At 72.5% G+C, this 22,014-nt stretch carries 20 protein-coding genes; 9 read left to right on the top strand and 11 right to left on the bottom strand.

What is annotated here, in order from left to right:
* Window positions 1-2: 2 nt before the first annotated feature.
* Complete coding sequence (locus ACGH52_RS05460; protein WP_121700851.1) at window positions 3-464, bottom strand: tautomerase family protein; 462 nt, start codon at window positions 462-464, stop codon at window positions 3-5.
* A gap of 71 nt (window positions 465-535) precedes the next feature.
* Between ACGH52_RS05460 and ACGH52_RS05465 the strand changes: the two genes are divergently transcribed.
* Both ACGH52_RS05465 and ACGH52_RS05470 read left to right on the top strand, forming a co-directional pair.
* Window positions 536-1,453: a LysR family transcriptional regulator gene (locus tag ACGH52_RS05465; RefSeq protein ID WP_399937958.1), complete on the top strand. Its 918-nt coding sequence runs from the start codon at window positions 536-538 to the stop codon at window positions 1,451-1,453.
* A gap of 90 nt (window positions 1,454-1,543) precedes the next feature.
* Window positions 1,544-3,043, top strand: a complete 1,500-nt coding sequence (locus ACGH52_RS05470; protein WP_399937960.1) for a serine/threonine-protein kinase — start codon at window positions 1,544-1,546, stop codon at window positions 3,041-3,043.
* Window positions 3,044-3,246: 203 nt separating this feature from the next.
* On the opposite strand, the gene ACGH52_RS05475 is transcribed toward ACGH52_RS05470, so the two are convergent.
* Entirely contained in the window at window positions 3,247-3,660 is a 414-nt protein-coding gene (locus tag ACGH52_RS05475; RefSeq protein ID WP_171987024.1) for a MerR family transcriptional regulator, read from the bottom strand.
* A gap of 416 nt (window positions 3,661-4,076) precedes the next feature.
* Here ACGH52_RS05475 and ACGH52_RS05480 point away from each other — a divergent pair, with 416 nt between their 5' ends.
* Window positions 4,077-5,567: a SulP family inorganic anion transporter gene (locus ACGH52_RS05480; protein WP_399937962.1), complete on the top strand. Its 1,491-nt coding sequence runs from the start codon at window positions 4,077-4,079 to the stop codon at window positions 5,565-5,567.
* A gap of 257 nt (window positions 5,568-5,824) precedes the next feature.
* Here ACGH52_RS05480 and ACGH52_RS05485 read toward each other — a convergent pair whose 3' ends face one another.
* Both ACGH52_RS05485 and ACGH52_RS05490 read right to left on the bottom strand, forming a co-directional pair.
* Window positions 5,825-6,346 (bottom strand): hypothetical protein, encoded by a 522-nt coding sequence (locus ACGH52_RS05485; RefSeq protein WP_059297388.1) that lies wholly within the window; start codon window positions 6,344-6,346, stop codon window positions 5,825-5,827.
* Between the two features lie 639 nt (window positions 6,347-6,985).
* On the bottom strand, window positions 6,986-8,539 hold the full coding sequence (locus tag ACGH52_RS05490; protein WP_399937965.1) for an alpha/beta hydrolase: 1,554 nt from the start codon (window positions 8,537-8,539) through the stop codon (window positions 6,986-6,988).
* A gap of 298 nt (window positions 8,540-8,837) precedes the next feature.
* On the opposite strand from ACGH52_RS05490, the gene ACGH52_RS05495 reads away from it, so the two are divergent.
* Window positions 8,838-10,226 (top strand): MFS transporter, encoded by a 1,389-nt coding sequence (locus tag ACGH52_RS05495; protein WP_059297392.1) that lies wholly within the window; start codon window positions 8,838-8,840, stop codon window positions 10,224-10,226.
* A 42-nt stretch (window positions 10,227-10,268) separates the two neighbouring features.
* On the opposite strand, the gene ACGH52_RS05500 is transcribed toward ACGH52_RS05495, so the two are convergent.
* The 4 genes from ACGH52_RS05500 to lnt all read right to left on the bottom strand — a co-directional run bounded on the left by ACGH52_RS05500 (window position 10,269) and on the right by lnt (window position 15,247).
* Entirely contained in the window at window positions 10,269-12,173 is a 1,905-nt protein-coding gene (locus ACGH52_RS05500) for a helix-turn-helix domain-containing protein (protein WP_399937967.1), read from the bottom strand.
* Between the two features lie 56 nt (window positions 12,174-12,229).
* Complete coding sequence (locus tag ACGH52_RS05505; RefSeq protein WP_399937969.1) at window positions 12,230-13,030, bottom strand: 3-hydroxybutyrate dehydrogenase; 801 nt, start codon at window positions 13,028-13,030, stop codon at window positions 12,230-12,232.
* Window positions 13,031-13,084: 54 nt separating this feature from the next.
* Window positions 13,085-13,564, bottom strand: a complete 480-nt coding sequence (locus ACGH52_RS05510) for an NUDIX domain-containing protein (protein ID WP_076973097.1) — start codon at window positions 13,562-13,564, stop codon at window positions 13,085-13,087.
* 69 nt (window positions 13,565-13,633) lie between these two features.
* On the bottom strand, window positions 13,634-15,247 hold the full coding sequence (lnt, locus tag ACGH52_RS05515) for an apolipoprotein N-acyltransferase (RefSeq protein ID WP_399937971.1): 1,614 nt from the start codon (window positions 15,245-15,247) through the stop codon (window positions 13,634-13,636).
* 102 nt (window positions 15,248-15,349) lie between these two features.
* Here lnt and ACGH52_RS05520 point away from each other — a divergent pair, with 102 nt between their 5' ends.
* Complete coding sequence (locus ACGH52_RS05520) at window positions 15,350-15,535, top strand: hypothetical protein (RefSeq protein ID WP_399937973.1); 186 nt, start codon at window positions 15,350-15,352, stop codon at window positions 15,533-15,535.
* 19 nt (window positions 15,536-15,554) lie between these two features.
* Here ACGH52_RS05520 and ACGH52_RS05525 read toward each other — a convergent pair whose 3' ends face one another.
* Window positions 15,555-16,097 carry a hypothetical protein gene (locus ACGH52_RS05525; protein ID WP_076973099.1) on the bottom strand — a complete coding sequence of 181 codons (543 nt, stop codon included), beginning with the start codon at window positions 16,095-16,097 and terminating at the stop codon, window positions 15,555-15,557.
* A gap of 78 nt (window positions 16,098-16,175) precedes the next feature.
* On the bottom strand, window positions 16,176-16,961 hold the full coding sequence (locus ACGH52_RS05530) for a glutamate racemase (RefSeq protein ID WP_399937975.1): 786 nt from the start codon (window positions 16,959-16,961) through the stop codon (window positions 16,176-16,178).
* 39 nt (window positions 16,962-17,000) lie between these two features.
* Here ACGH52_RS05530 and ACGH52_RS05535 point away from each other — a divergent pair, with 39 nt between their 5' ends.
* Window positions 17,001-18,242, top strand: coding sequence for a glycosyltransferase (locus ACGH52_RS05535; RefSeq protein WP_399937977.1), 1,242 nt, complete (start codon window positions 17,001-17,003; stop codon window positions 18,240-18,242).
* Window positions 18,243-18,258: 16 nt separating this feature from the next.
* On the opposite strand, the gene ACGH52_RS05540 is transcribed toward ACGH52_RS05535, so the two are convergent.
* Window positions 18,259-19,575: a TerD family protein gene (locus ACGH52_RS05540; protein WP_399937979.1), complete on the bottom strand. Its 1,317-nt coding sequence runs from the start codon at window positions 19,573-19,575 to the stop codon at window positions 18,259-18,261.
* 296 nt (window positions 19,576-19,871) lie between these two features.
* Between ACGH52_RS05540 and ACGH52_RS05545 the strand changes: the two genes are divergently transcribed.
* The 3 genes from ACGH52_RS05545 (at window position 19,872) to ACGH52_RS05555 (ending at window position 22,012) form a co-directional block, all read left to right on the top strand.
* Window positions 19,872-20,315: a DUF6643 family protein gene (locus ACGH52_RS05545; RefSeq protein WP_059297785.1), complete on the top strand. Its 444-nt coding sequence runs from the start codon at window positions 19,872-19,874 to the stop codon at window positions 20,313-20,315.
* Window positions 20,316-20,357: 42 nt separating this feature from the next.
* Window positions 20,358-21,185, top strand: a complete 828-nt coding sequence (locus ACGH52_RS05550; protein ID WP_399937981.1) for an MOSC domain-containing protein — start codon at window positions 20,358-20,360, stop codon at window positions 21,183-21,185.
* Window positions 21,186-21,403: 218 nt separating this feature from the next.
* On the top strand, window positions 21,404-22,012 hold the full coding sequence (locus ACGH52_RS05555) for a hypothetical protein (protein WP_059297401.1): 609 nt from the start codon (window positions 21,404-21,406) through the stop codon (window positions 22,010-22,012).
* Window positions 22,013-22,014 lie beyond the last annotated feature (2 nt).

A 22,014-nucleotide genomic window follows, 5' to 3' on the forward strand; every position in this document is an offset into this window, starting at 1 on the left:
CGCTACACGCCCAAGTCGCCGCCGACGCCGGGCCGGTGGGGCGCGTCGGGCAGCTGGGGCACGTCGGTCATGCGCTCGTCGTAGCCGGTGGCGGGATCGACGACGCGGCCGGCGGCCCACCAGTTCTCCCGCGCCGTCTCGAAGGCCACCAGCATGACGTCCTCCTCGGGGACGCCCGCGCGCAGCCGGAGGTTGTCGACGATCGCCCGGAAGAGTTCCGCCTTCTGCTCCGCACTGCGCTCGTTGAAGGACAGCTGGATGAACAAGGTGCGTCGGCCGCGCGGTATGCCGAACACCACCGGCTGCATCACGAAGTTGTCGTCCGCGACCTCGTGGAAGACGTGGAACTGGTCGTCCCGCGGGATCCTCAGGACGTCGACCATGGACGCGTGGAGCGCCTCGGAGACGAGACGGCGGTACTCGGGCGTGGTTCCCTTGCGCAGGGAGATGCTGATCAGAGGCATGGCGTCGACGCTAGGAACCCCCGAGCCATTCCGACAGCGAATGTTCCGCATGCCGGATATGCTGCGGCCTCATGGGCATGGCCGATGTGACGCTGGTCGGGCTGCGGGTGCTGCGCGAGGTGGCGGAGCGGGGCACCTTCACGGCGGCCGCGCACAGCCTCGGGTACACGCAGTCGGCGGTCTCCCGGCAGGTGGCCGCGCTGGAACAGGCGGTGGGCGCCCGGCTGTTCGACCGCTTCCCCGGCGGCGTACGGCCGACCGGCGAGGGCCGCGCCCTGCTGCGCCACGCCGTCGCCGCCCTGGACGCGCTGGAGGCGGCCGACCGGGAACTGCGCGGGGTCCGGGACACCACGAGCCGGGTCCGGCTGGGGTACTTCCCCGCGGCGGGAGCGGTGGTCGTGGCCGACGCGCTGACGGCGCTGCGCCGGGACGGCTCCCGCGTGCGGGTGACGACGCGGGAGGGGAGCACTCCCGCGCTGGTGCGCGCGCTGCGCAGCGGCACACTCGACGTGGCGCTGCTGACCTCCCGGCCCCCGCACCGCTCGCCCGACACGGACGCCCCGCCGCTGCACGTCGAGCCCCTGCTGGAAACCCGCCTGGCCCTGGCGGTACCGGCGGACAGCCGCTTCGCCGAACGCGGCACCGCCGACGTCGAGGACATCGCCTCCGAGGCCTGGATCGCCGGTCCCGGCGGTGTGGGCGATCCGCTGCTCGGCGTCTGGCCGGGGCTGCCCGGCAGGCCCCGGATCGCCCACACCGCCCGCGACTGGCTGACCAAGCTGCACCTGGTGGCGGCGGGGGCGGGCATCACCACGGCCTCACCGGCGCTGCTGCCCGTCGTCCCGCACGGCGTACGCTTCGTCGACGTCAAGGGCGTCGCCGAGGAGGTACGGCGCATCGACCTGGTGTCGCCGCCGGGCCGGGCCACGGCAGCGACCGCGTCACTGGTGCACGCCCTGCGCCGACGCGCCGCCGACCTGGCCGGCTGACGCGCGAACCCCGGGGACGAAGGCGCCAACCGCCTGCGTATCAGGTCGGTGTCTGGGAAAATCTCCGGAGCCGGGCGACCAGGGGGGCCGATGGACGCACTGAGAGCAGGGGATCCGGACCGCGTAGGCGCGTACCGGCTCGTGGGCCGCCTCGGCTCCGGCGGCATGGGGCAGGTGTTCCTCGGGAGGTCGGCGGGCGGAAGACCCGTGGCCGTCAAGGTGATCCGCCCGGAGTACGGGGCCGACGCCGGGTTCCGGCGGAGCTTCGCCCGGGAGGTCGAGGCGGCCCGGCGGGTCGGCGGGTTCTTCACCGCACAGGTCGTCGACGCCGACCCGGACGCCGAACGCCCCTGGCTGGTCAGTGCCTTCGTACCCGGCCCCTCGCTGCACACGGTGGTGAGCGAGCACGGCGGACTGCCGACCCGGGCGCTGCGGGTACTGGCGGCCGGTCTGGCCGAGGGACTCGACGCCATCCACCGGTGCGGCCTCGTGCACCGCGACCTCAAACCGGGCAACGTCATCGTGGCGGCCGACGGACCGCGGGTCATCGACTTCGGCATCGCACGGGCGTTGGAGGCCTCGTCGCACACGGTCAGCGGCGTCGTCGCGGGCACCCCCGCCTACATGTCGCCCGAACAGGCGCGCGGGGACCGCGGGATCGGTCCGGCCAGCGACGTGTTCGCCCTCGGTTCGGTGCTGGCCTTCGCCGCCGGCGGTCGCGCCCCGTTCGGTGACGGGCATCCCGCGGCGATGCTCTACCGGATCGTCCAGGAGGAACCGGACCTCACCCTGGTCGATCACGAACTGCGCGGCCTGGTCGCCGCCTGTCTGGCCAAGGAACCGGACACGCGCCCCACGGCGGCCGGTCTCCTCGACTCCCTCTCCGGCGACGCCGTGACGGACCCTTGGGTCCCGCCCGCGATCACGCGCATGATCAGCGACTTCGAGGCCGCACACGGCGTCGGCACCGGCGGGGCGGGCAACGGCGCTGCCGGGAGCGACGCCGCGGAGGCCGACGCGGGCGCCGACGGGGCAGCAGGCGCGGCGGCGGACGACACGACGGTCGCCAAGACGCCTGCCGCCGCCACGAAGACCTACGAGACCGGGGCCGCACCCGACGCCCCGCCCCCTCCCCCGCATCGGCGCCGCGGACTGGCGCGGCTGATCCCCACCCGCCGCGGGGCCGCCCGCGACACCCCTGAACACGCGGGCCCGGCCGCTGCCGATCCGCGTTCCCTCGCGCAGGGCTGGAACGGCCTCGCCTGGGGAACGGACGTCGCCGACTTCCGGGCCAGGTTCCCGGGCGCGACGCAGGAGAACGGCGAGTGGTGGGTCACGGGACGGGGCCCCGAGACGTTCTGCGGGGTCACGATGGACACCCAGTACGCCTTCAACAGCCGCGGCCGGTTGTGCCTGATCGCCTTCTACCCCGAGCCCGGGGACCGGGAGCGCCTTCCCGTGTCGGTCCTGGAGGCGCTGGGCGCGCCGGACGGCACGTCGACCAGGTGGACCAGGGGCAAGGTCGTCGTGGACGTGAAGGTGGCGGGCGTGGTGGCCACCATGACGCACACCGGGTTCACCGACCGCTGAGGCCACGACTCCCGGAGCGCGGGGACGTGGCCGTCGACCTCGTTTGAGCTGCTGTTGCCCGGCCCCATCGTCTCAGGCCGCGGTGCAGGAGGTGGGTGAGTCCGCACTGCCGGAACGGTTCCGACGACCAGTCGAGAGCGGGACCGGGTGTGACGCGAGGCGATATCACGCGAGCACACGGATCTGTCTGCTGGCCAGCGGGTCTAGCCGCGGACGGGCGGAGTGCTTCGTTCCAAGCGGGCGTCCAGGGTGCTGGCGAAATCCTCGGCGCGGGAGAGCTGGACCCGCAGTTTCTCCACCTGCTCGGCGGCGGCCTGCTGGTATGTGCGGACGCGCTCCAGCAGGGCTTCGCGCTCGCCGGAGTCAAGCGTGTCCTCGCTGTCCAGACGGTCGGTGGCATCCAGCAGGTCGCGCATCTGCTCCAGGGTGAAGCCGAGCGGCTTCATCCGGCGGATCACCATGAGCCGGGCGACGTCGGTCTCCGTGTAGAGGCGAAATCCCCCCTGGGACCGGGCGGAGGGGATGACCAGGCCGGCCTCCTCGTAGTGCCGGATGGTGCGCAGGGACAGCTCCGTCCGCGTGGCGACCTCGCCGATCTGCATGTGCTTGTCGTCCACGCCCGTGTCCCTGGCCCTTCTCTGCGTGGCAGCCGCGTCCCGTGCGACCCGCCGAGACCTACTCTAACGTTAGGGTAGAGTTGATGACGGTGAGGGCGGCCCGGTTGCCCCTGTCACTGCCGTTCCGGGGCCGATGACGCCCCCGGCGAAGATCCGATTCTTGCAGGAGTGAGCGTGCGCCAGCCCAGGACGCCGATCGCCGCCGCCTGCCCGCCGTGACCCTTCGCCTCGGGATGTGAGCCGTCCGGCTCCGCGAGCCCGCGCCGCCGTTGCCTTGCCTCCCCCTGACTTCCGGCCCGCCCCGCGGGTCGCCCGCGCGGCGCCGACCCGGCCTCCGCGCGCCCTTCCCGCACGCCCGGCCTGCCGGTGGGTGTGCCCGAGCACGACAGGTACACGTCTCCTTGTCTTCTGCTGCTGTGTCTCCCGCCGCGCGGCTGCGCGATCTCAAGCCCGACTGGCTGAACAACCCGAAGGTCTGGCGCACGGAGATCCTGGCCGGTCTGGTCGTCGCCCTCGCCCTGATTCCCGAGGCGATCTCTTTCTCGATCATCGCCGGTGTCGACCCCGCCATCGGCCTGTTCGCGTCCTTCACCATGGCCGTCACGATCTCCGTCGTCGGCGGCCGACGGGCGATGATCTCCGCCGCCACCGGCGCCGTCGCGCTCGTCATCGCCCCCATGAACCGCGAGCACGGTCTGAGCTACCTGGTCGCGACCGTCATCCTGGCCGGCGTCTTCCAAATCGTCCTGGGTGCGGTGGGCGTGGCCAAGCTCATGCGGTTCGTGCCCCGCTCGGTGATGACCGGCTTCGTCAACGCCCTCGCCATCATGATCTTCATGGCGCAGGTTCCGGAGATGCACGACGTGCCCTGGCCGGTCTACCCGCTGATCGCCGCCGGCCTGGCACTGATGGTGTTCTTCCCGAAGGTCACCAAGGTGATCCCGGCGCCCCTGGTGTCCATCGTCATCCTGACCGCGATCACCGTCGCCGCCGGCATCGCCGTCCCCACGGTCGGCGACAAGGGCGAACTGCCCTCCTCCTTGCCGGTGCCCGGACTGCCGGACGTGCCCTTCACCCTCGACACCCTGACCACCATCGCCCCCTACGCCCTCGCCATGGCACTGGTCGGCCTGATGGAGTCGCTGATGACCGCCAAGCTCGTCGACGACATCACCGACACCCACTCCTCCAAGACCCGCGAGTCCATCGGCCAGGGCGTCGCCAACATCGTCACCGGCTTCTTCGGCGGCATGGGCGGCTGCGCCATGATCGGCCAGACCATGATCAACGTGAAGGTCTCAGGCGCCCGCACCCGCGTCTCCACCTTCCTCGCCGGCACCTTCCTCATGGTGCTCTGCATCGTCTTCGGCCCCGTCGTCTCCGACATCCCCATGGCCGCCCTGGTCGCCGTCATGGTCATGGTCGCCTTCGGCACGTTCGACTGGCACTCCGTCGCGCCCAGGACACTGAAGCGGATGCCCGCCGGTGAGATCGCCGTCATGGTCATCACCGTGATCGTCGTGGTGGCCACCGACAACCTCGCCATCGGTGTCGTCGTCGGCACCATCACCGCCATGGTCATCTTCGCCAGGCGCGTCGCTCACCTCGCCGACGTCACCGCCGTCGCCGATCCCGACGACGCCACGGTCGTCTACCGGGTCACCGGCGAGTTGTTCTTCGCCTCCTCCAACGACCTCGTCGGCCAGTTCGACTACGCGGGCGACCCGGAGAGGATCGTCATCGACCTTTCGGCCGCCCACATCTGGGACGCCTCCTCCGTCGCCGCCCTGGACGCGATCGAGACCAAGTACGCCCAGCGCGGCAAGCGTGTGGAGATCATCGGCTTGAACGACCCCAGCGCCGACCTCCACGGCAAGCTCACCGGCGAACTCGCCGGCAGCCACTGACACCCAGCACCAGAGGACCTCGGCCGGTCGGGCCGGGGCCGCGGTGCCTGGGCACGGCCGGACAGCTCGACAAGTCGACGCACGGGAGTCAGACAGAGGCCCGGGTACGCCTTACGGCAGTTGCGCGGGCAGCATGTGCGACCAGTTGCCCCTGCGGCTTTCCAGCACACCAGTGATCGTCACTGACCGTTGGAACACCGAGGCCGACCGCGGGACCCTGGTGGTCTGTCGGCGCCGTACGAGGAGTCGGCTGGGCTCTAACCGGCCGGCTGGAGTTCCCAGTAGTGGGGCTCGATGGGGGCCTGCCGCACCGCGAGCCGGGCGGTCACACCGGGATCGTCCACCAGCTTCCCGTACGAGCCGGACCGGTCGGCAGGCGTGTGCTCGATGTCGGCCCACACCACGCTGCCAGGTCCGGCGGAGCCGTAGGAGACGGTCCACTCGGCGTACCTGTCGTTGCAGTTGTTGACCGACACCGTGTGCTGCGATGTCACCATCAGACAGGTGCGAGGGTCCGAGCCCGGTGTGGAGACTTCCATGGTTCCGTTGGAGCGTTGCCGTACCTGCCAGTTCGCCGAGGTCGACGCGTTGTCGGTGCAGGCGCCCAGGGACACCACCCCGATGCTCGCGTGCGTCTTGGGCCACACCAGGCACTTCCCGTCCTGGAGAGCCGCGAAGCGGTAGACACCGTCGACGAGCGGGGCGGCGTGGGCGGGTTGAACGAGTGCCGCGGCGGCCGCGACAGCAGCGGCCAGGACGGACAGGAAGCGTGAACGCATGGCGGGGACTCCTCGAACAGCCGTGGTCGACAACCGATCGCACGGCACAGACGTGGTCGATGCACAATCCGCCGGAGACGACGGCGACTCCGATCCTGGAGGGCCGGTCCGCCCGGCAGCGGCCTGTGACGGCCGCCGTCACTCGCCTGGTTGAGCCGCGTCACCCGATGGTGGCGTCAGGGCGTGGCCTCGCTGGACAGCTCGGGCTCGGGTTCGGGTACACGCCCGGCCGGGGTCCTGCGGTGCGATCAGCAGGAAGGCGTACATTCCGACGCCGATGAGGACCGAGGACGCGTTGGTGAACAGGACGCGGGGGCAGACGGTGGTGCGCAGGTCGACCACGGAGTCGCGGATGCCCGGCTCCTAGTACTCCAGGGTGACTTCGCGATCTTGTAGGGATCCTGGTCGGGAGATCACAGGACGAGCATGGCCGTGACCAGCCTGTCAGTCGTTCTCGCGGGTCAACGGGTCCTTCTGTGAGGCTTCAGCGGGATTGCGGGCAGCGGGCACCGACGTAGCCCTGGAGTGCCCTGACCGGGAAGGTTCGCCGATTGGCGATCGGAACGATTGGGTGAGCGGTGACGTCCGTTCCGACCGCTGCCGGTGTGCTGACGGTCGCCCGGCGGATGCGTACCGGGCTCAGGTCATGCTGCCCCGGCAGACCGTCCCCACGGCCGGGGTGCGGCCCGTGCGGAGGTATGTGTCGACCGCCTCCGTGACGCAGCGGTTCTGCGGGTATGTGCCGTGGCCCTCCTCCTCGGCCGTCAGGAGCACGCCGACACCGTCGCCCAGAGCGCGGGCCATGTGGCGGGCGCCGGGAAATGGGGTGTTCGGGTCGCCGGTGCCGCCGACCACGAGGACGGGGGCCGCGCCGTCGGCGCTCACCTGGGGCGTGGCACTCTCGCCGTCGAACGGCCAGTCGTAGCAGAGGTAGACGCCGGTGGACCAGGCCTCGCCGAAGACGGGTGAGGCGGCTTTGATGCGGGCCGCGTCCCTGTCGAGGCGTTCGAAGCCGGGGCGCAGGCTGGAGTCCGCGCAGGTGATCGCGATCTGGGCGGCGCGGCTGCTGTCGTGCGGGGTCGCCGCGCGGTCGGCGGAGCCGGTGTCGTCCGCGCCCTCGCTCAGCGGACCGGCGTCGTTGTGGTCGATCAGCGCGGTGAGGGCTTTGGCGAGCGGTGACCAGCCGTCTGTGCCGAGGTCGAGATAGTCGCTGACGGTGTACGCGAGGTCGTCGACGTCGAGGTTCCTTCCGCCGCCTGCCGGGGCGGGCACCTTCTCCAGGCGGTCGGACAGGCGCGCCATGCGTCGCGCGGCCTCCTCGGGCCCCTCGCCGGTCGGGCAGTGACGGATACGGGCCGCGCAGTGCGCGGCGAACCGGTCGAACGCCGCCTGGACCGCCTTGACCTGCGACAGCTGCTCCTCGTTGAGGTCCTCGGTCGGATCGACGGACGCTTCGAGGACGAGCCGTCCGACGTGCGACGGGTACAGGTGGGCGTAGACCGCGCCGAGCGCCGTTCCGTACGAGACGCCGAAGTAGTGCAGCCGCTCGTCGCCGAGGAGGTAGCGCATCAGGTCGAGGTCGCGCGCGGTGTGCGAGGTGCCGATGTACGGGAGGTGCGCGCCGGAGTGCTCGGCGCAGGCGTCGACCCCGTCGTAGCCGGTGTCGTCCGCGGTCTTCCCGCAGCGCACGGGGATGGTCGCGCCAACGCCGCGCGGGTCGAAGGAAACCAGGTCGTAGCGGTCGAGGAGCGGCTCGTACTGGTCGAGGTATTCGGGCAGTCCGCTCACGCCGGACACGCCGGGACCGCCGAAGTTGAGAACGAGCGAGCCGATGCGCCGGGCGTTCGGACCGGTGGCCTTCCGGCGGATCAGGGCGACGTCGATCGTCCTGCCGTCCGGTTTCCGGTAGTCGAGGGGGGCCTTCATGACAGCGCAGTCGTAGCTTCTGCGCGCGGTGGGCGGCGAGGTGCAGCGGGACCAGTGGAGGTGCTGGCCGGTGGTGAGCGCGGTGGGCAGACCGGCGGGCGGATTGCTCGCGGTGAACTCCGTACGCGGCTGCGCACCCCGGCCGGGAGCGTCGTGCTGGAGCCAGGCGCCGACGGCCCCGATCGCGACGAGGACGACCCCGGCGATGATCAGCGCACCAACCGAGAAGCCTGTTCTGCGGCTTCGTATCGCATGCGCGTCACGCATCGAAATCCCCGCACTCCCACCCTGAACGCCCGCCCTGTGCCTGCATGACCGTGTTCGTGATCGTCCGATCGTCGAATGAATGCAGAGTACAAGTCGTCTCCGACAGCAGCTCAGCTCCTGGCGTCACCGCGAAACCATGCGCCAGGCCGCCAAAGCGTCCCTTGATGAGGACGCATGGGTACTGCGCGCATAGCTCGCCTCCGAACTATGGTGTCCCACCACATACGCCACTGACCTGCGTCTTCCTACGGTATGGCGACACACAACCGTCCCCGCAGATCCCCAGGAAGTGGTGCCGATGTCGTCGCCCGCAACCGCTCCACCAGCCCCGAACAACCTCAAGCGCATCGTCGCCGCCTCCCTCATCGGCACCACCATCGAGTGGTACGACTTCTTCCTCTACGGCTCCGCCGCCGCGCTCGTGTTCAACGAGTTGTTCTTTCCCGACTCCGACCCTCTCGTCGGCACGCTGCTGTCGTTCCTGACCTATGCCGTCGGGTTCGCCGCGCGGCCGGTCGGGGCCCTGGTGTTCGGGCACTACGGTGACCGGCTCGGACGCAAGAAGCTGCTGGTGCTGAGCCTGTTGATGATGGGCGGGGCGACCTTCGCGATCGGGCTGCTGCCCACCCACGCGACCGTCGGCACGGCCGCTCCCGTGCTGCTGACCGTGCTGCGGCTCGTCCAGGGTTTCGCGCTCGGCGGTGAGTGGGGCGGCGCCGTGCTGCTGGTGTCCGAGCACGGGGACGCGCGGCGACGCGGGTTCTGGGCTTCGTGGCCGCAGACCGGGGCACCGGCGGGGCAACTGCTCGCCACCGGTGTGCTGTCGCTGCTGACGGCGGTGCTGTCGGACGCCGCGTTCACCAGTTGGGGCTGGCGGATACCGTTCCTGCTCTCCGGGGTCCTGGTCATGGTCGGCCTGTGGATTCGTCTGTCCGTCGACGAATCGCCGGTCTTCAAGCAGGCGTTGGCGCAGGCGGAGTCGCGGAAGGCGAAGGACGAGCCGCTCCCGCTGGTCGCCGTGGTGCGGTACCACTGGCGCGACGTGCTGATCGCCATGGGCGCCCGGATGGCGGAGAACATCAGTTACTACGTCATCACGGCCTTCATCCTCGTCTACGCCACGACCGCGGCCGACGTCTCCAAGCAGACCGCGCTCAACGCGGTGCTGATCGCCTCGGCCGTGCACTTCGCGGTCATCCCGGCCTGGGGCGCGCTGTCGGACCGGATCGGCCGGCGCCCCGTGTACCTGCTGGGCGCGGCCGGTGTCGGTCTGTGGATGTTCCCGTTCTTCATGCTGATCGACTCCGGCCGCTTCGGCAGTCTGCTGCTCGCGGTGACCGTGGGGCTGGTGCTGCACGGCGCCATGTACGCGCCCCAGGCGGCCTTCTTCTCCGAGATGTTCGCGACCCGGATGCGCTATTCGGGGGCGTCGATCGGCGCCCAGTTCGCCTCCGTGGCGGCGGGTGCGCCGGCACCGCTGATCGCCACCGCGCTGCTGTCCGAGTACGACAGCTCGACGCCGATCTCCCTCTATGTCATCGCCTCGGTCGTGCTGACGCTGTTCGCCGTGGGGGTGGCCCGGGAGACCCGGCACCGGGACCTCGCGGAGGTCGACGCGGTCCCCGGCGACGGAGACGGGGCCGGGCCGGTGTCCGACTCCCGTGCGCAGCGGGCGCGCACCGTCTGAGCCGTCTCGTCACCGGCCCCCGTACGCCCGTGCGTGCGGGGGTCAGTGTCGTCTCGGGACCGACAACCGGTGGAGTCTGAGGGCCAGTTGTATCTCCAGCGCGCGGTCGGGACTCTGCCAGTCCTCGCCCAGGAGCCGGCCGACCCGCTCCAGGCGCTGGGCGACGGTGTTCACGTGGACGTGCAGGGCCTCCTTCGTGCGGGCCGGGCTCATCCCGCAGGCGAAGTACGCGTCGAGGGTGCGCACGAGCTCGGTGCCGCGCCGCTCGTCGTAGGCGACGACCTGGCCGATGGTGCGGTCGACGAACCCGGGTACGTTCTGGTCCCCTGCCAGCAGCAGGCCGAGGAACCCGAAGTCCTCGGCCGCCGCGCCGTCCCCGCACCGGCCCAGCAGGCGCAGGGTGTCCAGGCAGCGCCTGGCCTCGGTGTGGGCGGTGGCCACGGCGTCGGGGCGCGCGGCGAGATCCGGCACGGGGGCGGAGGCGCCGACGGTGACGGCCTCGTGGACCGCGCGGCCCAGGTGCCGGGCGGTGCGGCGGGCCAGATCGGTGGCCCCGTCCCCGTCCGCCAGGGGCAGCAGCAGGACGGTGCCGCCGTCCCGGGCGGCGGCCAGGCCGTGCCGGGTCGCGGCGAGGTGGGAGGACGCGGCCCACAGGCGTCGGCGCGCGTCCGCCTCCTGGTCGGCGTCGGCCGCGGTGGCGTCGAGGCGGGCGACGAGGACGACATGGGCGGCGGAGAGGTCGGCGTGCAGCCTCCGGGCCCGGTCGTTCAGCAGGCGTGGATCGCGGTCGCGGGCGTCGAGCAGGTCGTCAAGCAGCTCGCCGCGAACGCGCTGTTCGGCCTCGGCGGCGGAGCGGCGGGCGAGCAGCAGCAGGGAGGTGACCATCGCGGCGCGTTCCAGAGTGAGCTGGTCGACGGGGTCGAGGCCGGGGTGGCCGCGCAGGACGAGGGCGCCGAACAGCTCGTCACCGGCGGCGACGGCGGCGATCCAGTCGTCCTTGTGCCGCACCACGTGCCCGTCGGCGCGGGACGCCTCCAGCGCGTACTCCGGTGCCGCGGCGGCCTCGGTGAACTCCACGGTGCCGTCCAGCACCTGCGAGACGGCGGCGGCCACGTCGTGCACCCCTCCGCCGCGCAGGACGAGCTCGGCGAGCCGGTCGTGGACGTCGGAGGCGCGCTCGATGACGCCGCTGCGGTCCTTGATGATCTCGTTGGCCCGCTCCAGTCCGGCGAGGGCCGAGCGGGTCTCGGCCAGCAGGTTGGCGGTGTCGATGGCGGCGGCCGCGAGGGCGGCGAAGGAACCGAGCAGGGCGATCTGCTCGCGTTCGAAGACCCGGGCCCGCCGGTCGGCGGCGAAGAGCACGCCGATGACGTGGTGGCCGAGCATGAGGGGGACGCCGAGGATGGCGACCAGGCCCTCGTCGCGCACTCCCGCGTCGATGGTGCCGGTGTGCTGGAAGCGGGCGTCCTTGAAGTAGTCGTCGGTGACGTAGGGGCGGGCGGTCTGGGCGACGAGGCCGCCGAGCCCCTCCCCCATGCCGAGCCGCAGTTGCTGGAAGCGGGCGGCGACCGAGCCCTCGGTGACCCGCATGTAGGTGTCACCGCGCTCCGGGTCGTTGAGGCTGAGGTAGGCGACGTCGGTGCCGAGCAGGGAGCGGGCCCGCTGCACGATCGCCCGCAGCACCGCGTCCAGGTCGCGCAGTCCGGCGAGGTCGTGGGCGGTCTCGAACAGCGCGGACAGCTCGGCCTCGCGCCTGCGCCGGCCCTCCAGCTCCGAGCGCACCCGCAGCGCGAGGCGCTTGGCCCGTTCCAGCGCGTCGATCCGCTCGGCCGGTCCGCCCTCCGCACGGGCGAGCAGCACCGGCTGCTCGTAGGCGTCGGCCAAGGCGCCGCGGGCCAACAGCTCCAGGAACGGCGTCTCGGAGGACTGCGCGTGATCACGGGACATGCTCACAGGATTCCCCATCACCCGTCCGTCCCGGCAGCCCTGTGGAAAACCCCGGCTCAGTGCGCGGTCCAGCCGCCGTCCAGGACGAGTGAGGTGCCCGTGAGGCTGGAGGCGTGCGGGCCGCACAGGTACGCCACCGCTTCGGCGACCTCGTCGGGTTCGATCAGCCGCCGCACGGCGCTGTCCCGCAGCAGTACGTCGGAGAGCACCTGTTCCTCGGGGACCCCGTGGGCCCGGGCCTGGTCGGCGATCTGCCGTTCCACCAGCGGGGTGCGGACGTAGGCGGGGTTCACGCAGTTGGAGGTGACGCCGTGGGCGGCGCCTTCGAGGGCGGCGGTCTTGGACAGTCCCTCCAGCCCGTGCTTGGCGGACACGTAGGCCGCCTTGTAGGGCGAGGCGCGCAGGCCGTGGACGGAGGAGATGTTCACGATGCGGCCCCAGCCCTGCCCGTACATGTGGGGCAGGGCGCCGCGGATCAGCCGGAAGGGGGCCTCCAGCATCACGGTGAGCACGGTGTGGAAGACGTCCGGCGGGAACTCCTCCAGGGGCCGCACCAGTTGCAGCCCGGCGTTGTTGACGAGGACGTCGGTGCCGGCCGCGGCGCGTTCGGCGGCGTCCAGGTCGGTCAGGTCCAGCACCTGCGGCTCGACACTGCCCGCGAGGTCCCCGCAGCTTCCGGCGAGCGCCTCGAGACCGGCCTCGTCGCGGTCGACCGCTCTGACCTCGGCCCCGGCGGCGGCCAGCCGCAGCGCGCAGGCACGGCCGATACCGCCTGCGGCGCCGGTGACGAGGGCGGTGCGCCCGTGGAGGTCGAGCGAGGAGGCGTGGGGGGCCTGGAGGACGCTGGGCGAGGTCATGTCCCGACCCTAGGCAGCGTCCACCTCGTCCCCCATGTGGGCACGCCCCATACTTCAGAAGGAACCAGTGGGTTCGAACCATGTGGGGGCGTCGGACATGGCCTGCTTGACCCTGGTCTGCCCGAACTCCTGGATGTCGGGCAGCGCGTCCACCGCGAACCAGCCCACCTCGAGCGACTCGTCGTCGTTGACCCGGGCCTCGCCGCCCACGGCCCGGCAGCGGAAGGTGATGTCCATGAACTGGCAGACGTCGCCGTTGTCGTAGGTGACCGGCTTCAGCGCCTGCACCAGGACCAACCGCTCGACGACGCACTGGACGGCGGTCTCCTCCTCGACCTCGCGCACGGCGCAGGCGGCGGGCTGCTCGCCCGGCTCCGGGATGCCTCCGATCAACGACCAGCGCCCGTTGTCGGACCGTCGGCCGAGCAGCACTCTGCCCTCGTCGTCGAAGACGACGGCGGTGACTCCGGGGAGCCACAGGAGCTGGTGTCCGGCCGAGGCGCGCAGGTCGCGGATGAAATCGGGAGTAGTCATGGGCCCGACCCTAACGGGGCGGCCCGGCCGCTCCCGACGATCTCCTGGGGGCGTGCGGCGGGCGTACGGCTACACGTCGCGGGCGCGCCGACCGCGCACACCGGCGCCGACGGCCCAGCCGAGCCCTCCGGCTGCGACCAGCACCAGAGCGATCTCGGGCGCCACGCCGAGCCGGGTGGCGGGCGTCTCGGAGGAGCGCAGGGGCACCTCCTGCACCAGGGAGTCCGCCACGAACATGCCGGTCTTCTGGGTGATCCTGCCGTCCGGCATGATGATCGCACTGACGCCGCTGGTCACCGGAACGGCGACGGTCCGGCTGTGCTCGACCGCGCGGACCCGGGACATGGCGAGCTGCTGGTAGGTCATCTCACTGCGGTCGAAGGTCGCGTTGTTGCTGGGCACGGAGATCAGCTGGGCGCCGTCGGCGACCTCGGAGCGCACGGCCCAGTCGAAGGCCGCCTCGTAGCAGGTCACCAGGCCCACCTCGGTACCGGCCATGGTGAACACGCCGGGCTCGGTGCCCCGGCTGAAGTCCCTGCTGACCATGGAGGTCCAGGTGTCGTTGATCGCCCCGATGAGCGAGCGCAGCGGCAGGTACTCGCCGAACGGCTGGATCTGCCGCTTGTCGTAGGTGTCGACGGGGCCCTTGTCCGGGTCCCACAGGATCTGCTCGTTGAGCAGCTTGCCGTCGCGTTCCACGACACCGCCGACCGAGATGGGCGCGCCGATCGCCTGGGCGGCCCCGTCGATGATCCGGCGAGCGTCGGCGTTGGCGAAGGGGTCGATGTCCGAGGAGTTCTCCGGCCAGAGCACGAAGTCGGGGCGTGCCACCTTGCCCGCCTTCACCTCGGCGGCCAGGCGCAGGGTCTCGCGCGCGTGGTAGTCGAGTACGGCCCGGCGCTGAGCGTTGAAGCCGAGGCCCGCGCGGGGCACGTTGCCCTGGATCACCGCGACGGTCGCGGTGCCGTCCTCCGCCGTGTCGCTGACCAGCGGTCGGGCGGCCACGGCGCCCACGACGGGTACGGCCACGCCGAGCAGGGCCGCCGCCGCGGCGCCGCGGCGCACCGTTTCGCCGCGACGGGCCCGTACGGCCAGGCGCACGGCCTCGTACAGGCCGAAGCCGCACAGGACGACCGCGAAACCGAGCACCGGTGTGCCCCCGACCGCGGCGAGCGGCAGGAACACGCCGTCCGCCTGACCGAACGCGATCTTGCCCCAGGGGAAGCCCTCGAAGGGCACACGCGCGCGTGCCGCCTCTCCCGCGATCCACAGCGCCGCCGCCCACACCGGCCACCCGGGCAGCTTCGACACCGCGGCGACGCCCGCGCCGACGGCGGCCACGAAGAGCGCCTCGATCGCGGCCAGGGCGAGCCAGGGGCCGGGGCCGACCTCCACGCCGGTCCACACCAGCAGCGGGAGCAGGAAGCCGAGGCCGAAGAGGTAGCCGAGGCCGAGGCCCGCCTTCCAGCCGCGGCCGCGCAGCACCCACCCGAAGACCGCGAAGGCGGGCAGCGCGAGCCACCACAGGGTGCGCGGCGGGAAGCTGACGTAGAGGAGCACTCCGGAGAGCGCCGCGGCGGCGGCCGGGGCCAGGCGCACGAGCCGCGCGACGGCCCGGGAGGCGGGCGTGGTCTGCGGCTCTGTCCGGTCCGACTCGCCGACGGAGGTTGCGGTGGCTGTCACCCCCCGGAGTGTACGGCGGGTGACCTGGCCGCGGACAGGACGGTCCGGGGACGTCGCGGTCCCGTGCGGGACCTGTGCCGCATCGTTTCGAGACGCAGTGGCGTGGACACGGCGGGGATGGTGATCCTCACCGCCTGCGCCGCCTGGTCGTTGATCACCGCGACCGCGCGCGACAGGCGTCCCGAGGGCGTGCTGCTCGCGGTGCCGGCCGTGGGCGCCGGTTACGCGGCGGAGTACTGGCGCCGGTTGCCGCGCCCTGTGCGGCGGCGCCGGCCCGGCTCGCCCTGACCCCCGCGAAGCGTTCGCCTCAGTGCGCCGGGCCCGCTGTCTTCGGGCGCAGTCGGTCCTTGATGACCTGGACGGCTGCCTCCGCGTCGTCCACGGTGATCGTGAAGGTGTGCCCGTCCCACAGCCGCAGGATCAGGCCCTCACCGCGTCGCACGACGACGGCGGTGCCCCGCTCCGGCCGCCACCGGTAACCCCAGCCGCCCCAGTGGCGGGGGGTCACGTGCGGCGCGAACTCGGCGCCCACTACGTGCGACAGGGGGATGCGGCGGCGGGGCACGCCGATGTGGCCGCAGCGCACTTCGAGGCACTCCTCGTCGACTCTCAGCGCGACGTGCACGAACGCGAGCGTGCCGAACAGGACCAGCAGTCCCGCCGCGATGCAGCCGACGACGGCCATGGCGAGCGGGGCGACGCCGGACTCCCAGGCCGATTCGACGGCCAGGGCGATGCCGAGCGCCATGCAGGCGGCGCCGATGAGCGCCAGGAACCACTGGACCCGGCTGGTGGCACGTCCGGTCCAGACATTCGACTGTGGGACGGTCTCGCCGTGGCGATGCCTCATGGATATGAGGTTACTCATGTTTCTCTGCGCGGGTACCTCGTCGCGCAGGGTGACTGAGCCGACCGGGCGGAAGGCGCGTCAGCCGGCCGGCGTGACCGCGCGCAGGAGCCTGCCCTCGTCGTAGGCCAGCGCGGGCGCGGGCAGGGTGCCCTCGCGTCCGCTCAGCAGCACGGTCAGGGTGCCCTCCGCCGGGGCGCCGGGGTCGGGACGGACTCCGATCCGGCGCAGCGCCTGGGCGGCCACCGCCCCGGCGGAGCCGTGCAGGACGAGGCGCGGGGCGCCGGGGCGCTGCACGGCGGCGCGGATGCGTTCGGCGACCAGTTCGTAATGGGTGCAGCCCAGGACGATGGTCGTCACGTCGCCCGGCGTGCGGGCGGCGGCGGCACCGACGGCCTCGGTGATCGCCGTCTCGTCCGCGTGCTCGACGGCGTCGGCGAGTCCCGGGCACGGCACCTCGGTGACCGTCGCCCCGCCGGCGAACTCCTCGATCAGGCCGCGCTGGTAGGGGCTGCCGGTGGTGGCCGGTGTCGCCCAGATCGCCACGGGGCCGCCGCCCGCCGCCGCGGGCTTGATCGCCGGCACGGTGCCGATGACGGGCACCCCGGGCTCCAGCCGGGCACGCAGCGCGGGCAGCGCGTGCACCGTGGCGGTGTTGCAGCCGACGATCAGGGCGTCCGGACGGTGTGCGGCGGCGGCCTCGGCCACGGCGAGGGCACGGCCGGTCAGGTCCTCCGGGGTGCGCGGGCCCCAGGGCATCCCGTCGGGGTCCAGGGAGAGGATGAGATCGGCGTCCGGTCGCAGCCGCCGTACCGCGGCGGTCGCCGCGAGCAGGCCGATTCCGGAGTCCATGAGCGCGATCTTCACCCGGCCACCATAGACGATGCGCCGCCACCGGCCGGTGCCGTGGGGCAGACTGCGCACGTGAGCGCCGATGTGTGGACCGTCGTGACCGTCGTGGCAGCCCTCTCCCTCGCCGCCTGGCTGTGGCTGCTGTTCGTCCGGGGTTTCTTCTGGCGTACCGACGTCAGACTCCCGGCCCGCGAGGAGCCCGACGTCTGGCCCTCGGTGTGCGTCGTCGTCCCCGCGCGCGACGAGGCTGCGGTGCTGCCCGCGAGCCTGCCGTCCCTGCTCGCCCAGGACTATCCGGGGCGGGCCGAGGTCTTCCTGATCGACGACGGCAGCACGGACGGCACGGGGGAGCTGGCGTGCGAGCTGGCCCGGCGGCACGAAGGGCTGCCGCTGACCGTCGCCTCGCCCGGGGAGCCGCCGGCCGGCTGGACCGGCAAGCTGTGGGCGGTGCGGCACGGCATCGGTCTGGCACGCGCGCGTGAGCCCGAGTACCTGCTGCTGACGGACGCCGACATCGCGCACGCGCCGGACAGTCTGCGCGGGTTGGTGTCGGCGGCCGGCACCGGAGGTTTCGACGTGGTCTCCCAGATGGCCCGGCTGCGGGTGGAAAGCGTCTGGGAACGGCTCGTGGTGCCGGCCTTCGTCTATTTCTTCGCCCAGCTGTACCCGTTCCGGTGGATCGGCGGTGGCCGCGCCGGGAGCGGACGGAAGAAGGCGACGCGGACGGCGGCCGCGGCGGGCGGATGTGTGCTGCTGCGTGCCGACGCCGCCGAGCGGGCCCACATCCCGGACGCCATCCGACACGCCGTCATCGACGACGTAGCGCTCGCCCGCGCGGTCAAGGGCACCGGCGGCCGGGTCTGGCTGGGCCTGGCCGAACGGGTGGACAGCGTGCGTCCGTATCCGCGGCTGCGCGACCTGTGGCGGATGGTCTCGCGCAGCGCGTACGCGCAGTTGCGGCACAACCCGCTGGTGCTCGCCGCAACGGTGCTCGGCCTGGCGCTGGTGTATCTGGTGCCGCCGTCGGCGTTGCTCGTCGGCCTGGCGGCGGGGCAGGGGGCCACGGCCGTGCTGGGCGCCGCCGCCTGGCTGGTGATGGCCGGGACGTATCTGCCGATGCTGCGCTATTACCGGCAGCCCCTGTGGCTCGCGCCGCTGCTGCCGTTCACCGCGTTCCTCTATCTCCTGATGACGGTCGACTCGGCGGTGCAGCACTACCGGGGCAGGGGCGCGGCCTGGAAGGGCCGCACCTACTCCCGTCCGGAGGCCGTGCCCGAGGAGGGACGGGCAGGCTGAGCGCCCCCGGGGCGGGTCATTTCCGGCCGGGGGTCCAGTTCATGCCCCAGCCGTAGGCGTAGTCGACCGTCCGCTGCGGGCTCACCCCGCGCTCGGGCACCAGGTAACGGGCCTCGCGCTGGACGACGAGGTCGCTCCCGGTGTTGGTGATCAGCGCGAGGGCGCACACCGTCGAGGGCACCGTGCACTCGTCGAGCGAGAAGTCGACCGGGGCGCCGTACTGCGGCTGGAGGGTGACCGTGGCGTGCAGGTCGGCGAAGGAGCGGGCGCCCTCGTAGATGGTCACGAAGACGAGGATGCGCCGGAAGTACCGCTGGTGGTCGAGGCTGATGGTGAGGTTCTCGCCGGTCGACACCGCGCCGGTGCGGTCGTCGCCGTCGAGGTGGATGAACGGCGGCTGGTGCAGCGCCCCGAAGGCGTTGCCGAGTGCCTGGACGACGCCCTTGCTGCCGTCGCTCAGTTCGTACAGGCAGCACAGGTCGAGGTCGAGGTCGTCGTGCATGGCGACCGGGCGGCCGAGCTTGCGGGCCCAGCCCGAGAACTGTTTGCGCACCTGCCAGTTGAGGTTGACGCGCATGGCGCCGGAGGTGGCGCCCTGCTTGGTCAGCGAGACGGAGGGCGCCGCCTTGGTGAGCGTGACCTTGGTCAGCCGCACCGGCTGGGCGGGGGGCGCGGAGGGAGCCGGCGGAGGCGCGGCGGCGGGGAAGGCGGGCGGGGCCGTCGGTGTCGGCTGGGCGGGCGCGGGAGGCATGGGCGCCGGTGGGGCGGGCGCGGGCGGGGCGGGGGCCGGTGGGGCGGCGGGAGGTGTCCGCTGCGGTTCGTCGACCGAGATGCCGTAGTCCGTGGCCAGGCCCTCGAGTCCGCTGTCGTATCCCTGCCCGACGGCGCGGAACTTCCAGGCGCCCTGGCGGCGGTAGAACTCGCCGAGCACGAACGCCGTCTCGACACTCGCGCCCGGGTTGTCGAAGCGGGCCACGACGGTGTTCCGCGCGGTGTCGCGCACCTCGATGTACAGGTCGGGGACCTGGCCGAAGGATCCGCCGTCCGAGGAGGCGGCGAGGATCACGGTCTCGATCGCGGGCTCCACGCGCGCGAGGTCGACGAGCAGACTGTCGGTCACCCGGCCGCCGGCGTCCCGCTTGCCCTCGTGACGCACCGATCCGGAGGCGTGGGCCGACTGGTTGTAGAAGACGAAGTCCGCGTCGGAACGGACCTTGCCGCCCACCAGCAGGAGCGCGGAGGCGTCCGCGTCGGGCACGCCGGGTCCGGACCGCCAGCCCAGTTCGACCCGCAGTGCCGTCGTCGGCACCGGGGTGTTCGATCCTTTCGACATTGACATGTCCGCCCCCATCACGTGTCACCGAGCCGGGTGATCTCCCGGCGAATCGTCGAGTTCCTGCCGCACAACCTATTCTCCGGGCCGCCCGCCCTTGAAGAAGAGCCCGGCAGAAGGTGTCGGTCAACCGCCGGTAACCCGCCCGGAACTCGGCCTTTACCGCAACATCGCGTGGTCCGGCGCCCTATTTTGCCAAGTTCGCTCGCATTGGGGATACCCGGTCACCGCGGACACGGAAAACAACCCTCTTATCGGTCTCCCCAACCAGCACATCGTGGGCTTAACTTATGGCCATGACCTCCCCCCGCTCCACTTATGGCGGCGGCTACTACTCCGCCTCCTTCCCGGACACCCCGATCTACGACTCGCTCGTGGCCGAACGGGGCACACCGCAGATCGCCCCGATCCGGGTCCCCGCCGCGTACGACATGCCGAGCAACAGCCATCTGCCCGCGCTGCCGTCCGCCCTGCCCGCCCTGCCCGCGGGCCCCTCGCAGCCCTCCTACGGATACCCGCAGCAGGCCCCGCAGCCCGCCCCGCTGCAGCAGGCCCCCGCCGCGTACATCCCGCACCAGGCGACCGCGCCGCGCGGATACCCGGGCCCCCAGCAGCCGCAGCAGCCCCGCCCGGCCGCGCCCGGCCCCGCGGGGTACGAGGCGATGCGGCCCGCGGCTCCCCGGCCGGCGCCCGCGCCGTACCAGGACCCGTACAACCAGCAGCAGTACCGCGGCTACTGAGCCGACCTCCGGGTTGTCGGTGCCACCTGGCACGATGACCCCATGGGGTACGCGCGACTGCAGTCGATCCACGTCCATCCGGTCAAGGCGTTCCGGAGCCTGTCGCTCCAGGAAGCCGTGGTGGAGCCCTGGGGGCCGGCCGGGGACCGACGCTGGATGCTGATCGACGACGGGGGAAAGGTCGTCACGCAACGCAGGCAGCCGCGCCTCGCCCTGGCCGCCGCCGAGCTTCTGCCCGGCGGCGGCGTACGGCTGTCCGCGCCCGGCATGGCACCGATCACGGTGCCGGTCCCGCGCGCGCCGGGCACCGTGACGGTGCGGATCTTCAGGGACAAGGTCGAGGCACTGCCCGCCGAGGACGGGGCCGCGCACGCCTGGTGCAGCACGCTGCTCGGCGCCGACGTCCGGCTGGTGCACCTGGACGATCCCGCCACCCGGCGCCCCGTGGACCCGGAGTACGCGCTGCCGGGCGAGACCGTCTCCTTCGCGGACGGCTTCCCGCTGCTGCTGACCACCACCGCCTCGCTCGACGCCCTCAACTCCCTGATCGCGCGCGGCGAGCACGCGGACGAGGGCCCGCTGCCCATGGACCGCTTCCGGCCGAACCTGGTCGTCTCCGGCACCGATCCCTGGGCCGAGGACCGCTGGTCGCGGGTCGCCGTCGGCGAGGTCGTCCTGCGGGTCGCCAAGCCGTGCGGGCGGTGCGTCGTGACGACCACCGACCAGGGCACCGCGGACCGCGGCGCCGAGCCCCTGTACAGCCTCGGCCGGCACCGGCGCGTCGACGGCAAGCTGGTCTTCGGGCAGAACCTGGTCCCCCTCGGCAGCGGCACGGTCCGGGTCGGCGACCCCGTGCGGATCATCGAATGAGGTGCGGCCGCTCGTCCGGACCGCGCTCCGGTTCCGGACAAACGGCCCGGTAACGGGAACCCGGTGCGGGGGCCGCGCGTTGGGGTTCCTGAGAGCTTCATGAGAATCCGGCCGTGACGGCCACCGCGCGGGGACGGCGCGCCCCCGCGGTCCGGTCCGCCCGGGTGCCGCGTGAACGGCTCGACGGGGGCGGAGCGGAGCGGGAAGGGGGTCCGTGTGTGCGGGCGATCAGAGGTCTGTGGCGCTGGCGAGGCAATCCGCTGTGCCGCACGAGCGATCTGGCCGAGGCCTGGGTGGCCCTGACATCACTGCTGCTGATCGTGTGCGTGGCGCCCCTGATCGGCGTGCTCGTGGGCGGCGCGGCGCACAGTGCCCTGCAGCGGTCGGTGCGCGAACAGCACGAGGCGCGGCACCGGGTGACGGCCACCGTGGTGCGGGCCCTGGAGCGTTCGCCCCTGAGCGTCGATCCCGAGGGTGCCTCCTCCGGAGAAGAGCTGCGCAGCCGTGTCCTCGCCGCGTGGTCCGGGCCGGACGGCTCGCGGCACGAGGGCCCCGTCCTGGTGGGCATCGACCGCCCGGCCAGCGGCGACCGGTTCGCGATGTGGACGGACGCGCGGGGCCGTGAGGCGGCCCGCCCGCTGGACTCCGCGACCGCGGCCACGCATGCCGTGCTCGCCGGGATCGGCACCGCGGTGGCGGCGGCGGCCCTGGTGGAGGCCGCCCGGCGGATCGTGGTCTGGCGCCTGGTCCGCCGCCGGTACGCGCGCCTGGAGCAGGAGTGGGAGCGGGCGGGACCGGACTGGGGCAGGACCGGCGCGGGCAGTTGACG

Source organism: Streptomyces sp. BBFR25 (assembly GCF_044590125.1).
GTDB lineage: Bacteria > Actinomycetota > Actinomycetes > Streptomycetales > Streptomycetaceae > Streptomyces > Streptomyces canus_D.

Coding starts and splice junctions, on each gene's coding strand:
- ACGH52_RS05505 (WP_399937969.1), bottom strand. CDS start 13,030: ATGACCTCGCCCAGCGTCCTCCAGGCCCCCCACGCCTCCTCGCTCGAC.
- ACGH52_RS05490 (WP_399937965.1), bottom strand. CDS start 8,539: ATGCGTGACGCGCATGCGATACGAAGCCGCAGAACAGGCTTCTCGGTT.
- ACGH52_RS05500 (WP_399937967.1), bottom strand. CDS start 12,173: ATGTCCCGTGATCACGCGCAGTCCTCCGAGACGCCGTTCCTGGAGCTG.
- ACGH52_RS05550 (WP_399937981.1), top strand. CDS start 20,358: ATGGGGTACGCGCGACTGCAGTCGATCCACGTCCATCCGGTCAAGGCG.
- ACGH52_RS05540 (WP_399937979.1), bottom strand. CDS start 19,575: ATGTCGAAAGGATCGAACACCCCGGTGCCGACGACGGCACTGCGGGTC.
- ACGH52_RS05470 (WP_399937960.1), top strand. CDS start 1,544: ATGGACGCACTGAGAGCAGGGGATCCGGACCGCGTAGGCGCGTACCGG.
- ACGH52_RS05460 (WP_121700851.1), bottom strand. CDS start 464: ATGCCTCTGATCAGCATCTCCCTGCGCAAGGGAACCACGCCCGAGTAC.
- ACGH52_RS05545 (WP_059297785.1), top strand. CDS start 19,872: ATGACCTCCCCCCGCTCCACTTATGGCGGCGGCTACTACTCCGCCTCC.
- ACGH52_RS05485 (WP_059297388.1), bottom strand. CDS start 6,346: ATGCGTTCACGCTTCCTGTCCGTCCTGGCCGCTGCTGTCGCGGCCGCC.
- ACGH52_RS05465 (WP_399937958.1), top strand. CDS start 536: ATGGGCATGGCCGATGTGACGCTGGTCGGGCTGCGGGTGCTGCGCGAG.
- ACGH52_RS05525 (WP_076973099.1), bottom strand. CDS start 16,097: ATGAGGCATCGCCACGGCGAGACCGTCCCACAGTCGAATGTCTGGACC.
- ACGH52_RS05510 (WP_076973097.1), bottom strand. CDS start 13,564: ATGACTACTCCCGATTTCATCCGCGACCTGCGCGCCTCGGCCGGACAC.
- ACGH52_RS05495 (WP_059297392.1), top strand. CDS start 8,838: ATGTCGTCGCCCGCAACCGCTCCACCAGCCCCGAACAACCTCAAGCGC.